14 protein-coding genes and 1 tRNA gene are annotated in these 14,278 nt (G+C 50.8%); 6 read left to right on the top strand and 9 right to left on the bottom strand.

Features of this window, described 5'->3' with window-relative positions; genetic code table 11:
* Positions 1-285 precede the first annotated feature (285 nt).
* The 3 genes from ACMGDE_RS05440 to rsfS are packed head-to-tail and all read right to left on the bottom strand — an operon-like array spanning position 286 to position 3,485.
* Positions 286-942: a LutC/YkgG family protein gene (locus ACMGDE_RS05440; RefSeq protein WP_436831746.1), complete on the bottom strand. Its 657-nt coding sequence runs from the start codon at positions 940-942 to the stop codon at positions 286-288.
* A gap of 28 nt (positions 943-970) precedes the next feature.
* Positions 971-3,076 (bottom strand): ATP-dependent zinc metalloprotease FtsH, encoded by a 2,106-nt coding sequence (ftsH, locus tag ACMGDE_RS05435; RefSeq protein WP_436831745.1) that lies wholly within the window; start codon positions 3,074-3,076, stop codon positions 971-973.
* Positions 3,077-3,110: 34 nt separating this feature from the next.
* On the bottom strand, positions 3,111-3,485 hold the full coding sequence (rsfS, locus tag ACMGDE_RS05430; RefSeq protein WP_436831744.1) for a ribosome silencing factor: 375 nt from the start codon (positions 3,483-3,485) through the stop codon (positions 3,111-3,113).
* A 50-nt stretch (positions 3,486-3,535) separates the two neighbouring features.
* On the opposite strand from rsfS, the gene ACMGDE_RS05425 reads away from it, so the two are divergent.
* The 4 genes from ACMGDE_RS05425 (at position 3,536) to pfkA (ending at position 7,659) form a co-directional block, all read left to right on the top strand.
* The gene (locus ACMGDE_RS05425) at positions 3,536-4,306 is read left to right on the top strand and encodes a biotin--[acetyl-CoA-carboxylase] ligase (RefSeq protein WP_436831743.1); all 771 of its coding nucleotides are present in this window, start codon (positions 3,536-3,538) and stop codon (positions 4,304-4,306) included.
* 106 nt (positions 4,307-4,412) lie between these two features.
* Complete coding sequence (locus tag ACMGDE_RS05420; RefSeq protein ID WP_436831742.1) at positions 4,413-4,862, top strand: protein-disulfide reductase DsbD domain-containing protein; 450 nt, start codon at positions 4,413-4,415, stop codon at positions 4,860-4,862.
* 81 nt (positions 4,863-4,943) lie between these two features.
* Complete coding sequence (locus ACMGDE_RS05415) at positions 4,944-6,653, top strand: protein-disulfide reductase DsbD family protein (RefSeq protein WP_436831741.1); 1,710 nt, start codon at positions 4,944-4,946, stop codon at positions 6,651-6,653.
* 25 nt (positions 6,654-6,678) lie between these two features.
* The gene (gene pfkA / locus ACMGDE_RS05410) at positions 6,679-7,659 is read left to right on the top strand and encodes a 6-phosphofructokinase (RefSeq protein WP_436831740.1); all 981 of its coding nucleotides are present in this window, start codon (positions 6,679-6,681) and stop codon (positions 7,657-7,659) included.
* A gap of 69 nt (positions 7,660-7,728) precedes the next feature.
* Here pfkA and ACMGDE_RS05405 read toward each other — a convergent pair whose 3' ends face one another.
* The 4 genes from ACMGDE_RS05405 to ACMGDE_RS05390 form a co-directional block, all read right to left on the bottom strand.
* Positions 7,729-8,859, bottom strand: a complete 1,131-nt coding sequence (locus tag ACMGDE_RS05405; protein ID WP_436831739.1) for a redoxin domain-containing protein — start codon at positions 8,857-8,859, stop codon at positions 7,729-7,731.
* 75 nt (positions 8,860-8,934) lie between these two features.
* The gene (locus ACMGDE_RS05400) at positions 8,935-9,726 is read right to left on the bottom strand and encodes a TPM domain-containing protein (protein WP_436831738.1); all 792 of its coding nucleotides are present in this window, start codon (positions 9,724-9,726) and stop codon (positions 8,935-8,937) included.
* Positions 9,713-10,150, bottom strand: coding sequence for a TPM domain-containing protein (locus ACMGDE_RS05395; protein ID WP_436831737.1), 438 nt, complete (start codon positions 10,148-10,150; stop codon positions 9,713-9,715). Before ACMGDE_RS05395 ends, ACMGDE_RS05400 begins: the two co-directional genes overlap by 14 nt.
* Before the next feature lie 6 nt (positions 10,151-10,156).
* A complete protein-coding gene (locus ACMGDE_RS05390) occupies positions 10,157-10,738 on the bottom strand; it encodes a LemA family protein (RefSeq protein WP_436831736.1) in 582 nt (193 codons plus the stop codon).
* A 99-nt stretch (positions 10,739-10,837) separates the two neighbouring features.
* On the opposite strand from ACMGDE_RS05390, the gene ACMGDE_RS05385 reads away from it, so the two are divergent.
* Positions 10,838-12,382: an NAD(P)/FAD-dependent oxidoreductase gene (locus ACMGDE_RS05385; RefSeq protein ID WP_436831735.1), complete on the top strand. Its 1,545-nt coding sequence runs from the start codon at positions 10,838-10,840 to the stop codon at positions 12,380-12,382.
* A 4-nt stretch (positions 12,383-12,386) separates the two neighbouring features.
* On the opposite strand, the gene ACMGDE_RS05380 is transcribed toward ACMGDE_RS05385, so the two are convergent.
* The gene (locus ACMGDE_RS05380) at positions 12,387-12,782 is read right to left on the bottom strand and encodes a hypothetical protein (RefSeq protein ID WP_436831734.1); all 396 of its coding nucleotides are present in this window, start codon (positions 12,780-12,782) and stop codon (positions 12,387-12,389) included.
* 79 nt (positions 12,783-12,861) lie between these two features.
* Here ACMGDE_RS05380 and ACMGDE_RS05375 point away from each other — a divergent pair.
* Positions 12,862-12,934 (top strand) — tRNA-Gly (locus ACMGDE_RS05375).
* A gap of 387 nt (positions 12,935-13,321) precedes the next feature.
* On the opposite strand, the gene ACMGDE_RS05370 is transcribed toward ACMGDE_RS05375, so the two are convergent.
* On the bottom strand, positions 13,322-14,251 hold the full coding sequence (locus ACMGDE_RS05370; protein WP_436831733.1) for a sugar phosphate isomerase/epimerase family protein: 930 nt from the start codon (positions 14,249-14,251) through the stop codon (positions 13,322-13,324).
* Positions 14,252-14,278: the final 27 nt, after the last annotated feature.

Genomic DNA, 14,278 nt, shown 5'->3' with positions numbered 1-14,278 from the left:
CAGTGATTCAGGCGGCTTGCAGACGAAGCCTAGAAATTGGGAGCAACGCGAACCGATTTCAGCGGAGGAGCAACCGCCTCATCCACCCCCACCAACCCCAGTGATTCAGGCGGCTTGCAGACGAAGCCTAGAAATTGGGAGCAACGCGAACCGATTTCAGCGGAGGAGCAACCGCCTCATCCACCCCCACCAACCCCAGTGATTCAGGCGGCTTGCAGACGAAGCCTAGAAATTGGGAGCAACGCGAACCGATTTCAGCTGAGGAGCAACCGCCTGAATCACCCCTTACCCCAATCTATCTTCCAATAAAAACACGTAAACTTCCTTAGGGCCATGCGCCCCTAACACGAGCGTCTTCTCAATATCGGCTGTGCGGCTTGGGCCGGTGATGACACTGATCAACGAGGGAAGCGCCTCTCCATATCGCTGCTGCATCAAGCGAAGACCATCTTTGATATCCATAACCAGTTGCGAAGCGTAGGCAACGACCACATGCCTGTGCGGATAGATACTTAGTCGGCGGCCAGCCGCATCCCCATTGCTGATCAATATACTGCCCGATCGGGCAATAAGCGCTTCACAGGTTGTGATTCCCGCTTCGGCTTCGCTAAAGTCCTGTTCGGACCGAAAATAAGGGAACCCATACTTATCCAACAGTTGCTGAACAGTAGGTTCCCAAGCATACATCCTGCGTAGTGTTTCCTTGTCAGCCAAGGTGAGGAGGTTATCAATGAAGCTCACTTCATCTTCGCAGTAGACGAATTTGCCGGCGACAGCCGTAAAACGCTGAGCAAACAGCACGTCCATCGGATCCGTCTCCTCTGGGTGAAGGGCCGTCTCCTCGAAGCTGGGATAAGGATGCTCCCGTTTTTGCAGTAGCGCATGCCTGATTTTCTTCAGCATCCGCTCTTTAGCCGTCGTGCTCTTTACATTTTTCTGCAAGGTTCCTATGACTGATTTGATCCGCTGTTTACCCTTCGGCCGATGATCGGGCTTCGTCTTGCGCCGGATTAGGGTCAAACGTTCCCGAATTGTCCCCTACACCATCGTGAACCAACCCTTTAGCAGCTTTGCTTTGATCGCCCTCATCAGGCTCGCCATTGACGAATTCGTCATACGTGGTCCGATGATCAAATGGGCGCTTGCCCAATATTTGCTCCAAGTCAGACTGAAAAAGGATTTCCTTCTCGAGCAATTTCTCGGCCAGCGCAATGAGTCCATCTTGTTTTTCCAGCAGCAGTTTCTTCGTCGTCTCGTAGATTTCGCCGATCAGCTTGCGGACTTCTTCATCGATCAGTTCGGCTGTTTTTTCAGAATAAGGGCGTTGAAACTGATTTTCCTGGCTGTCGTTGAACGAAATGTTGCCTACCCGCGCATTCATCCCGTAAACGGCCACCATGGCATAGGCCAGCTTCGTGATGCGCTCTAAATCGTTCTGGGCGCCTGTAGAGATTTTACCAAAGGTGATGTCTTCGGCCACCCGGCCACCCATGGTCATGCACAACCCATCTGTCAATTGCTCCGTGGTATACAGGAACTGCTCCTTTGGCAAATATTGGGCATAGCCCAATGCTGCCACGCCCCGTGGCACAATCGACACCTTCACCAACGGGTCGGCATGCTCCAGAAACCAACCCGCGATCGCATGTCCGGCCTCATGGAACGCAACAATGCGCTTCTCTTCGGGAGAAATGATTTTATTTTTCTTCTCCAAGCCGCCGATGACCCGGTCAATGGCATCCTGAAAATCTTGCATATCGATGGATGCTTTGTTGCGCCTCGCGGCGATCAATGCGGCTTCGTTGCATACGTTAGCGATCTCAGCGCCCGCAAAACCGGGAGTTTGTGCAGACAATTTCTTGGCATCCACCTCTGCCGACAGCTTCAGTGGCTTGAGGTGTACTTTGAAGATCTGCTCACGGCCCACCAAATCAGGTTTGTCAATGGATATCTGCCTATCGAACCGTCCCGGACGCAGCAGGGCCGAGTCCAAGACATCCGGCCGGTTGGTTGCCGCCATGATGATGATGCCCGAGTCGGTGCCGAAGCCATCCATTTCAACGAGCAGCTGATTGAGCGTATTCTCACGTTCGTCGTTTCCGCCCATCACACTGTTTTTCCCCCTGGCGCGCCCGATTGCATCGATTTCGTCAATGAAGATGATACACGGGGCCTTATCCTTGGCTTGACGGAACAAGTCACGCACGCGTGATGCGCCGACACCTACAAACATTTCGACGAAGTCCGACCCCGAAAGGGAGAAGAAAGGCACCTGTGCCTCACCCGCCACCGCTTTGGCCAACAACGTTTTGCCCGTACCGGGTGAACCGACCAATAATGCGCCCTTGGGTATCTTTCCACCCAAGTTGGTATATTTTTTCGGATTTTTAAGGAAATCTACGATCTCCATCACTTCCTGCTTGGCTTCTTCAAGGCCCGCCACATCACTAAAGGTAATGGCCACCTGGGATTCTTTGTCAAAAAGCGTTGCTTTTGACTTCCCAATGTTAAAGATCTGTCCGCCAGGTCCTGCACCGCCACCGCCCATGCGCCGCATGATAAAAATCCAGAATACGAGGATCAACACCAGCGGCAACATGATGGAAAAGATCCACCCCGTCCACGCATTGGTCCGGTCTTCCAGCCGCAGGGATACCCGTTCATTCGGATCGATCGCTGCCTGTGCGGTATCCAATTTACGCTCCAATGCATCGTACGAGCCGTCGGTAAAGAAATACTGCGGTCCCGCCGACGGCGTCAGCGTGAGACTATTCGCGCTCGGCTTTACATCCCGGTATTTGGGATCCGTAAGCCGGTCTTTTTTGATGAATACCTCTACAAAAAATAAATCATTCCGTTTATAGGCGATCAGTCGTTCTACGTCGCCTGTTTTTAGCATGTTTTCCTCAAATTCCTGATAGGTAATCTGTTTGGCTTTATCGTCGCTAAATACATACTGCAAAGCAAAAAAACCGAAAATCATCGCTACCCACAGCCACATGATATTGAACCTCGGCGGCTTCGGCGTCACTTTTTTGCTCGGCACTCTCTTTATTCTCTCGGGTCCGTTAGGCATACCTTTACTTCTCTCTTGTTTAGTTTCTTTTGAATTACGCACTTTGATAATATTCCAGCTCGGCATCTCCCCAAAGGTCTTCGATGCCATAATGTTTACGTTTATCTGTCTTGAAAATATGTACCACCACATCGACGAAGTCAAGCAATACCCACTCCCCATGCTCCAACCCCTCCTTGCGCCAAGGCTCTTGGTGCAATGCTTTGAAGACTTCCTCTTCCACGCTTTTCGCCAATGCATTGACCTGTGTGGAGGAGTCTGCGTGGCAAATTACGAAATAATCTGACACCGAACTATGGATGTTTCTCAAATCAAGCCGCACGATCTCATTCCCTTTCTTCTCTTGCATACCGTGGACAACGACCTCCGATAAGCGAGCTGACATGGCTGATTTTTTGTTTTTTATCATTAAAAATAATTATAGTTTTGGGGTAATATTACCCTTTAATTTTATTCGTATTGCAAAGTAACACATTTTCGGGATTATTTGAAGGACAAAATGTTATTACCGTACAGCGGACACCCTCCACAAACGAATACCTTAAAAAAGAACTGTCAAAATCCACGCCACTTGCCGAAGGTACTGTAATAATGGCAGTTGACCAATTCGCTGGCAGGGGGCAAAAGGGGGCTACCTGGCACAGCGAGCCCGGCCAAAACCTCACCATAAGCATCCTGCTGACGCCCACGTTCCTGAGCCCGAAACATCAATTCCACCTCACCGCAGCCATCAGTCTCGGCATCGTCCGCTGGCTCGAATCCCTATTACCCGAGGATGTTTACATCAAATGGCCGAATGATCTTTACGTCAACCATAAAAAAATCGGGGGTATTCTGATTGAAAACATCCTCAAGGGACACGTCTGGAAGGCGGCTATCGTAGGCATCGGCATCAACGTCAATCAATTGGCGTTTCCCGAACCCATCCGCGAATCGGTTATTTCTATCAAGCAAATTTTACATCACGATTGCAATCTATCCCACCTATTGACCGATCTTTGCAAACATATCGAGCAGGAGTATCTGGTACTGAAAACGGGCGATGTTGAAACGCAGTTGACCACCTATAGCGCGCGCCTTTACCGACTCGGTGAACCGCATCACTTTCTGATCGATGGCGTGCGGGTAATGGGCGTCATCGTCGGGGTGACCGAATCGGGACGGCTGCAAATTGATTTCAACAGTCACGTGGTCGATTTTGACATCAAGGAGATCGCTTTTGTCATCTGATCAAAAATGATTACCTTTGCACGCAAATACCGAACATAAACTGACAGGATTAAACCTCCATATTAGAAATAAGTCTCATCGTGTAGACAATGCAACAACACAGATCATGAAGAAAATCACATTAGCAATCGCTATTTTATTGATCACAGCAGCGGGCGCTTCTGCGCAGATCCTGCAGCCGGTAAAATGGCAGTTTGGTGCCAAGAAAATCAGTGCAAGTGAGGCCGTCATTTTCATGAAAGCGACCATGGATAATGGCTGGCATATATACTCGCAGAACGTGGCAGAAGGCGGACCGATAAAAACCTCGTTTACCTTTAGCCCGTCCGCAGATTTTGCCTTGGTCGGCAAGCCTGCTGAACCAAAGGCGAAAAACAAGTACGAAGAAGTTTTTGATATGGATGTCCCCTATTTTGACAAAGAGGTCGTTTTTCAGCAAAAAGTCAAATTAAAGAATGGCGCTACAACCGTTAAGGGAGCCGTGGAATTCATGGCCTGTGATGCTACCCAATGCCTCCCTCCTGATGAAGTCGAGTTTACGGTTGCGGTCAAGTAACACTGGCCAAAAAAAGAAATCGGTGAAGGCAGTGTACTGCCTTTTTTTTATTTCACTATGTTTGCACTCCGTTTTTTACGTATGCCCCTCATGAAGCGAGTTCTTCTTGTCCTACTCCTGTTCGCTGGCGTGGTTTGCGCTACCACACCTCATGCCCTCGCGCAAGACACCTTGTACGACGTTGAGGGTGTCGAATTCAGCGACGGACAGGATACCGTCGACACGGCGGCCTATATTGCGACGCCAGATGACGTGGTCTTTACAGACGGGCAAGATACGACCGCTGGGCAAGATACCACGGCAACTGCCGCTATCAACAACGCATCCGCAGGAGGCGATGCTCCACAGACACTTTGGGGGATATTCATAGCCGGCCTTATTGGCGGCTTTGCTGCCTTCCTTATGCCCTGCATCTATCCCATGGTCCCCTTAACCGTTTCGTTTTTTACGAAACAGAGCGGGACAAGAGCGAAAGGGGTGATCAACGCACTGTTGTATGGTCTTTTTATCATCGTGATCTACGTAGCATTGGGCATGCTGGTCACCTTGATCTTCGGCGCATCCGCACTCAACGAAGCCGCAAGCAGCGCTTGGTTCAACCTGTTGTTTTTTATCATTATCATTGTATTTGCCATTTCGTTTTTGGGTGCGTTCGAGATTACATTGCCCTCGCGCTTTGTCAACAAGATCGACGAAAAGTCCAATAGGGGCGGCCTCCTTGGCTTGTTTTTTATGGCCTTCACGCTCGCCTTGGTCTCGTTTTCTTGTACGGGGCCAATCATCGGTTACCTGCTCGTAGAAGCCGTTTCAAAAGGCTCGCTCATGGGGCCGGCAATGGGCATGCTAGGCTTTTCAGTGGCGCTGGCCATACCGTTTATGCTGTTTGCATTTTTTCCATCGTTGCTGAAAGAAATGCCGAAATCGGGCGGATGGCTCAATACCGTGAAGGTATCGCTGGGTTTTCTGGAGTTGGCCCTAGCATTTAAGTTCCTCTCCAATGTCGATCTGGCTTATCATTGGCGAATCCTCGACAGGGAAGTATTCCTTTCCATCTGGATTGTCATCTTTGGAATGTTCGGCCTGTATTTGTTGGGCAAACTGAAATTCTCGCACGATAGCAGCGTTCCGTTCATCTCCGTTCCCCGTTTATTTTTTGCCATCGCCATCCTTTCTTTCACGGTCTATATGGTCCCGGGGTTATGGGGGGCGCCGCTGAAAGCGCTGAGTGCTTGGTTGCCCCCATCGCCCACCCAGGATTTTAACCTGCACCAAGCCGGTTTGGCGACTGCCGCACCTCAGGCAAGTACAGGACTCGTCAAAAAATACGGCGATGTATTCCACGCACCACACGGTATCGATGCGTTTTACGATTATGACCAAGCACTGGCATATTCCAAACAGGTAGGAAAACCGGTTCTCCTCGATTTCACCGGATGGAGCTGCGTCAACTGCCGTAAAATGGAAGAGTCCGTTTGGCCCGATCCGCAGGTATTAAAACGCTTGAAGGAGGACTATATCCTGGCCTCTCTATATGTCGACGACCGTACCAAATTGGATGAAAGCGAACAATATGTCTCGGCATTCAGTGGAAAAAACATCACGACCGTCGGGCGAAAATGGTCCGATCTTCAACAATCAAGATTCGGCGTGAATGCCCAGCCGTACTATGTCATTATCGACAGCGAAGGAAACCAGTTGGTCCCCGCGCAGGCCTACAATGAAGATATCCAAAATTACCTCAATTTTCTGAACAGCGGGATGGATGCATTCCATTCAAAACGCCTTAACTAGTAGCACAAAATCTATTACATCATTAATGAACAATAACATCAAAAACATCGCGGTATTCACATCAGGAGGAGATGCACCGGGCATGAACGCCGCCATACGTGCCGTAGTCCGCACCGGATTGTATTACAACCTGAATGTATTTGGAATCGTCCGCGGTTACGACGGCATGGTACAGGGCGATATCCTCCCCATGGATGCCAAGTCTGTGGCCAACATCATCCAGCGTGGCGGCACCATTCTCAAAACCGCACGGAGTGACGAATTCCGCACGGTAGAGGGACGGCAGCGCGCATATGAAAACCTTCGGAAACATGGCATAGACGGGCTGGTGGCCGTTGGCGGCGACGGCACGTTCACCGGAGCAGCTAAATTTATTGAAGAGCACAATATTCCTGTCGTCGGCCTGCCGGGTACGATTGACAATGACCTGGCCGGCACCGATTTTACGATTGGATATGACACCGCCATCAATACCGTCATTGAGGCGGTGGACAAAATCCGCGACACGGCTGAATCCCATGATCGGGTCTTCGTGGTAGAAGTGATGGGCCGTGATTCAGGGCTAATCGCGCTGCGCTCGGGTATCAGTGTCGGAGCCGAATGCGTACTCATCCCCGAGATCAAAGTAGACTATGAGGTGATGATGGACCGGTTGGATAGGACGCGCAAAAACAAGGCATCACGGGTGATCATCGTGGCTGAAGGCGACGAGGCAGGCGGCGCCTTTGCCGTGGCCGAACGCATCAAAGAGCGTTTCCCGCACTACGACTTGCGGGTGTCTATTCTAGGCCACATCCAACGCGGAGGAAGCCCCTCCTGTATGGACCGTGTGTTGGCCAGCCGCCTTGGCGTGGCTGCTGTAGACGCATTGGTCGCCGGTCGGCGTGGCGAAATGCTCGGGCTGGTACATGGAGAGATTGCCTACACGCCGTTTAGCAAGGCCATCAAACACCTCAGTTCCATCAATGAAAATTTGCTCCGGATAGTGGATATCCTCTCGCTGTAAAGGCATCATAAACCAACAAAAAAAGCCTTCTGTATCAGAAGGCTTTTTTGTTTATGCAGACCGCGCCACTTAATTCAGCAACTTAGTCAATATGGCATGAAGCTCCTCACCACGGAGGTTCTTCGCCACAATTTTGCCCTCCGGATCCAGCAAGAAATTGGCGGGGATTCCCTGGATGGCGTACTGATCGACCACGGCAGAATCCCACCATTTCAACTCAGATACATGCGCCCAATCCTGCAGGCCATCGTCATGGATCGCCTTTAGCCACGCATCTTTTTGCCCAGGGCGATCAAGCGACACCCCGAATACGGTAAAATTCTTGTCTTTAAATGCCTGGTATGCCGCCACTACATTCGGGTTTTCATGCCGGCAAGGTACACACCAGCTGGCCCAAAAATCCACCAATACATACTTACCCCTTAATGACGATAATGCCACAGGATTACCGGCCGTATCTGGTTGGGTAAATTCCGGCGCTAAGGCGCCGATGCCTACGCGTTTAAGGCTCGCCAACTGCACGCTGATCGCTTTCCCTTTATCCGAATTCCTTAGCCCTTCCGACAATGCGTTGAAAGCGGACTCGATTTCATCCGCTGCCGGTGCGGAACCTACGTAAGGATAGAGCAAATCAAGGCTCACCACACTTGCCGGATGGTCTTTGATGTATTGAAAATCAATCGCTTTCTGCTCCTCTTGTATGCCCATTGCCTCCGCCTGAAGCGCCTGCACAAACGTAGAATCTTGCTTCTGTTCATCGGATGCCGCGGTATAGCGGCCCATCAGTTCACCCATTTTTGCCTGTACGGGCGCTAACTGACCCCGATAGGCGACAAAGTCCTGGTTGAGGTCGCCCCCCTTTACTGTGGCCTTTGTCAACGAATCTGCTGCGGTGATGGCGATCACGCCTTTTTCCAAATAGACTTCAACCCGGTCCGGATCTTCCATCCCGCGAATATCGCCTCCTTCATGCGCGAGGAGCACCAGGGCCTGCGACGGACCGGCCACGCTGCCATGGAATTTGAACGTTCCGTCAGATACCTCAGCCGAGTCCAATACGGCGCCTGCGCCCGTGCGGTAGCTCAAGTATGCTTTTGCTGGCGCATTCAAGCTGCCGACCTTGCCGGTGATCGTAAAATCATCCTGCGCAACCCCTATCATCGGCAATGCTGCCATTGCCATCAACATTAATTTTGTCATCTTCAACCTATTGTGCAATTTCAATGCGGCAATATAGCGATATTCGCCGGAAACCCTGTTTCGATAAACACATTTTTACCATCGTCCGCTTGCACCGCCGCCACCGAAACCGCCGCCGCCGAAACCTCCGAAACCACCGCCGCCACCGCCAAATCCGCCACCGAAACCGCCACCACCACCGAAACCGCCGCCTCTTCCACCACCCATCCCGCTCAGGAGTGTCCACCAGAATACATCTGATGCTCCGCGGCCACCCAGCACTTTGCCGCCGCCACCCCCGCCGCCACGACTGAACAACGCAATCACGACGATAATGACAATAAACAACAACACGGCTGTACCGATTCCTCTACCACCCTGTTCTTTCTTGGGAGGTGCCTTATATTCGCCCTTGGTATACGCGATGAGGGCACTTGTAGCCCGGTCGATTCCGGTAAAATAATCGCCTTGACGGAAAGCAGGTTTGATTTCGTTTTCAATGATCCGATAGGCTATGGCATCGGGCACAGCCCCTTCAACACCGTATCCCGTTTGGATGGTCACCGCGCGGTCACCCAGAGCCACCAACAGCAAGATGCCATTATCATGCTCCTTGCCCCCGATACCCCATTGTTGGGCCAGGCGCACACCATAATCGGCAATGTCATATTGCCCGGTGGACTGCATCACCGCAACGGCTATCTGGGTAGATGTGCTATCATCAAACGCCACCAGTTTACGCTCCAACTGCTCCACCTGGGCGGCCGTCAACGTATTTGTATAGTCGTTTACCAACGTGTTCGGTGTAGCGGGGAAATCCTGCGCCAGCACAGCACGGACACCCAATAACACGAACACGATGACGACAACATGCTTAATCTTTACCATTACCAAAGGCTATATCATTAGGCAACTCATTTACATCATCCTCCTGCCGCGGAAAAAAATGCCGCAACTGTTCTCCCGCGTGCGCAATTCCCTCGATAAGCCCCTGCACGAGATCACCCTGCTTGAAATGTTGCAACATAAGCTCCTTGGTTTCTTCCCAAAAATGAGTGGGCACCTTCGCATCAATCCCTTTATCGCCTATAATGGCAAACTGGTGATCGTCTGTAGCCATGTAGATCAATACCCCATTGCGCAGGGCCGTCTGATGCATGCGCAACCGACGGAAATACACCGCAGCACGGTCTAGGGGCTCCGTGGGGCAATGGGGTTCCACTGCCAAGCGGATCTCCCCAGCTGTACGGGCCTCTGCCAACTGGATGGCGAGCACAATCTTTTCTTGCTGTTCTTCGGTGAATGGTTTCATATCACCTTAAAACTGCACTTCGGGGGCTTGGTCAGCTCCAGCTTCTGCCGTGAAATAGCCCTTTTGCTTGAAACCGAATAAACCTGCCGTTAGGTTATTCGGGAAACGCCTCACCGACGAATTGTACTCCTGAGTGGCTTCATTGAATGCCCGGCGCTCGGTGCTAATACGGTTCTCCGTTCCTTCTAGTTGGGCCTGCAATTCCAGAAAATTCTGATTGGCCTTGAGTTCGGGATAACGCTCGACGGTGACCAACAATCGGCCCAGCGATTGAGACAGCGCATCCTGCGATTGCTGAAACTGCTGGATAGCCTCCGGGGTCAGGTTTTCGGGGTCGACGGTTACCGATGAGGCCTTAGCCCGCGCCTCGATCACCTGCGTAAGGGTCTCCTGCTCAAACTTAGCAGCCCCCTTTACGCTATTGACCAAGTTAGGGATCAGGTCTGCACGCCGTTGGTAAGCATTTTCTACTTGCGCCCACTTACCTTTGACATTTTCTTCCTGGTTGACCAAGGAGTTATAGCCGCATGAGCTAAAAGAAAGGGCGGCGAATACGCCTACCATGACTACGAATAATCTTCTTTTCATGTTGATTGGGTTTAAATTCATTTCATCCACGAATTTAATACTTTGATGGCAAAATTCATACCTTTGTTACACTTCGGGATAAAAACCCGACATCATTTCATGCAACAGGAAATTGAACTAAGCATTCTCCCGGAACGAATCGAAGACCAAGCGCATATCCTCCAGAAAGGCGCTATAGAGCTAAATATCGCCCCATCGCGGATTAAAGGCCTAAAAATACGCAAGCGCTCCATCGACGCCCGTGGCAAACAGGTGGTCTTCCGCATCCGCGTAGCGCTATATATCGACGAGCAGCCCCTTCTCGAGACCACACACGTTAACTATGCCAATGTTGCCGATGCGCTGCCAGTCATTATCATCGGCGCCGGTCCCGCTGGCCTATTCGCCGCATTACGCTGCCTGGAAAAGGGGATACGCCCCATAGTCCTCGAGCGCGGCAAAACCGTGCAGGAACGCCGCCGGGACTTGGCAGCCCTGAACAAGGAGGGCCTTGTCAATCCCGATTCCAATTACTGCTTTGGCGAAGGAGGCGCAGGCACCTATTCCGACGGCAAGCTATATACCCGGTCCAATAAACGGGGAGATGTACAGCGGGTACTGCAGCTGCTTGTTGCCCACGGCGCCACCGAAGACATCTTGGTGGATGCCCGTCCGCATATCGGCACCAATAAACTTCCGGGTATCATACAGGCCATGCGCAATACCATCCTAGCGCATGGCGGAGAAATCCGTTTCAACAGCCGGGTAGTGGACATCGAAGCGCATCTCGGTCAGGTGGCTGGCGTCATGCTAGCCTCCGGTGAGCATATCCCCGCTCAACACGTCATACTCGCCACCGGGCACTCCGCACGCGACCTCTTCGAGCTGTTTCACCGCAAGCGGTGGCTCGTCGAGCCTAAACCGTTCGCCCTCGGTGTCCGGATAGAGCACCCGCAGGAAATCATCGATCAGGCACAATACCATTGCATGGTGAGAAGTGAGCACCTTCCACCCGCTTATTACAGTTTAGTGGAACAAGTAGGTGGCCGGGGGGTATTCTCCTTCTGCATGTGTCCGGGTGGCATCATCGCACCCTGTGCTACCGATAAGGGCGAAGTGGTCGTCAACGGCTGGTCGCCATCCAAACGCAACAACCCCTACGCCAATTCAGGCACTGTGGTGCAGGTCAACCTGCAAGATGTGCCGCAGTCCACCCGCTATCCCTTTGCATTGTTGGATTTCCAGCATGAGGTAGAAGAACGAGCGCATGTGGCGGGCGGCGGCAAACTGGTCGCTCCGGCACAACGGATGGTCGATTTCGTACAAGGTAAGCTATCCGATACCTTACCCGTCAATTCCTACCAGCCAGGCACCCATAGCGCGATGCTCAGCGATGTACTGCCGCCCTTTGTTCACGATGCCCTTAAAAACGCTCTCCCACTGTTTGGCAAGAAAATGAAAGGCTATTTCACCAATGAGGCCATCTTGGTCGGGGTTGAGTCGCGCACATCATCGCCCGTACGCATACCGAGGGACAAGGATACCTTACAACACCCCCAGATCAAAGGACTGTATCCCTGCGGCGAAGGGGCCGGATATGCCGGGGGCATCGTATCAGCAGCAATCGATGGGATGAATTGCGCGGATGCAATAAGCATGCGTTAGCGCGTTACTGCCGCACCTGAATGAACGTCTTCATGTTTTCCGTCCCTTCGTAGAAGTCACCGATCTGAAATTTGGTGCCCGTATGATGGAATCGGTAATCCTCAAATGCGTAATAGCTGGAGAGCGTATAATACAGGCTGATTTCGCCTTCGTTCAATCGGTATTGATAAATACCCGCGCCCGTTCTGGGCACCTGCTGACCATTTCGGGTTTCCCGCTCCCGGTTCAATGTCAGCCACGTGTCGCCGTTTTCGAATGACTGAAATGTGATCGTATCCATGCGGTGCGTTGCTTCCACCCAGATGCCGGCTTCCAGGATACCGTTACCGGCGACCATTTGCTTCTTTTCGCAGGCGAGGAAAACAAGCGCTCCCGCAATAAGAGTTAGATTGATTTTCATGCGCTGAGTTATTATACTAGGTGAAAGTACATGAAACCATTGACAATTCAAAGAGATAGCGCTACATTTGTGAACATCAGCGAAAGTAGCTCAGTTGGTAGAGCATCAGCTTCCCAAGCTGAGGGTCGCGAGTTCGAACCTCGTCTTTCGCTCTTAATTTTTACCGTTAGCAACCCTCAATATTTATTTACTAAGCTAATAATCAGTTTTTTTACCGGCTGTCACGAGTTCGAGTCCCGTCCGGACCGCTCAAAAGAGGCTATCTCAAAAGTGACGTGAACCCCAAAAGTTTTTGTCTAACTTTTGGGGTTCACTTCATTTACTTTTGAGACGGCCCTTTTCAATAAACAAGCTCTGAAACGGGAAAAATTCCGATTATAATCATTCATAGATTCCCGGTACATCGATCAGTGTACGTGTATACGCCCGAAAGGAACTCTTTACAGGCATGTGCTGTAGTGAGCGGTGAGCCGCTCCTTGAAACGGCCCAGACTGTCCGAGTCCTTAAACGTTGGGGAATACCACAAAGAGCCTAAGAATTATTTCTTACCGGATAAAGTATTTACATAATTACTGTACATAATATCGTAGCATATCTGCAGATCTTTGAGGTCTGGGTATTTGCTTTCATACATAAATGGACCGGAATAGTTTATTTCGTCCAGGGCCGCAAAGATTTCCACCCAATTGTTCTGCCCCTGACCAGAGCAGGGGAAGTAATGCTCTTCGTGTAGCTTTCCATCCGCTACATGTAGTGTTTTTATTCTCTTGCCCAATGCCCGGAGTAGTTTTTCGGGGTCTTTAATGTGATTCAGGTCTACAGCGAGGTAGATGTCTTTCGGCAAGCGGTTCATGATTTTAACAGCCTCTTCGACACTACCCATCAACACTGATGCAGTATAATCGTTGACACCAAGCATATTTTCAATAACCATCGTAGCACCGATTGATTTCACGCTGTTATTGAGTTCTGTGGCAGATTTGATGAATTGCTGTGCCCTGGCTTCTCGCTCATTGACGTGCAAAAGATAACTCGGATGAAACAGGATGATTTCCGGCTCAAGTATTTTGACATATTCCAATACTTGTTTATGAAACTCAACTACTTTACGTCTTTCCGCCTCGTCCGTTCGAGACAGGTCAAGCTTGTCGCTCCAAGGCATGTGTATAGACCATACGTTGATGCCTGCATCATCGGCGGCCTTTTTTGCCTGTTGCAGAAGCTGAACGATCTCCTCCTTGCTTGACGTGAAAGTCAACTGTTTCACATCCACGGCATCTATCGCCGTTTCGATATAATCGATGCCGACCGATTTTGCGTAGTTCATCTTCTCCGGCGTGATGTCGTTGATGCCAATGGAAGTTCCGAGTTTCAATCGTTTGGGTTTTTTTGGCAGACCGGCAAATGCAATGGAATGACTTAAAAATAATAAACAAATCAGGTAAACTATTGTTATTTTATGTTTCATGGTTAAAATTGTTGTTTGTTTCAATGT

It is taken from the genome of Parapedobacter brassicae, from assembly GCF_051400755.1.
Taxonomy (GTDB): domain Bacteria; phylum Bacteroidota; class Bacteroidia; order Sphingobacteriales; family Sphingobacteriaceae; genus Parapedobacter.
This window is presented reverse-complemented; position numbering and strand designations above follow the sequence as displayed.

What these genes read in the sequence shown, in the direction of transcription:
- ftsH (WP_436831745.1), bottom strand. Translation starts at nt 3,076, where the DNA reads ATGCCTAACGGACCCGAGAGAATAAAGAGAGTGCCGAGCAAAAAAGTG.
- rsfS (WP_436831744.1), bottom strand. Translation starts at nt 3,485, where the DNA reads ATGATAAAAAACAAAAAATCAGCCATGTCAGCTCGCTTATCGGAGGTC.
- ACMGDE_RS05420 (WP_436831742.1), top strand. Translation starts at nt 4,413, where the DNA reads ATGAAGAAAATCACATTAGCAATCGCTATTTTATTGATCACAGCAGCG.
- ACMGDE_RS05415 (WP_436831741.1), top strand. Translation starts at nt 4,944, where the DNA reads ATGCCCCTCATGAAGCGAGTTCTTCTTGTCCTACTCCTGTTCGCTGGC.
- pfkA (WP_436831740.1), top strand. Translation starts at nt 6,679, where the DNA reads ATGAACAATAACATCAAAAACATCGCGGTATTCACATCAGGAGGAGAT.
- ACMGDE_RS05405 (WP_436831739.1), bottom strand. Translation starts at nt 8,859, where the DNA reads ATGACAAAATTAATGTTGATGGCAATGGCAGCATTGCCGATGATAGGG.
- ACMGDE_RS05400 (WP_436831738.1), bottom strand. Translation starts at nt 9,726, where the DNA reads ATGGTAAAGATTAAGCATGTTGTCGTCATCGTGTTCGTGTTATTGGGT.
- ACMGDE_RS05395 (WP_436831737.1), bottom strand. Translation starts at nt 10,150, where the DNA reads ATGAAACCATTCACCGAAGAACAGCAAGAAAAGATTGTGCTCGCCATC.
- ACMGDE_RS05390 (WP_436831736.1), bottom strand. Translation starts at nt 10,738, where the DNA reads ATGAAAAGAAGATTATTCGTAGTCATGGTAGGCGTATTCGCCGCCCTT.
- ACMGDE_RS05385 (WP_436831735.1), top strand. Translation starts at nt 10,838, where the DNA reads ATGCAACAGGAAATTGAACTAAGCATTCTCCCGGAACGAATCGAAGAC.
- ACMGDE_RS05380 (WP_436831734.1), bottom strand. Translation starts at nt 12,782, where the DNA reads ATGAAAATCAATCTAACTCTTATTGCGGGAGCGCTTGTTTTCCTCGCC.
- ACMGDE_RS05370 (WP_436831733.1), bottom strand. Translation starts at nt 14,251, where the DNA reads ATGAAACATAAAATAACAATAGTTTACCTGATTTGTTTATTATTTTTA.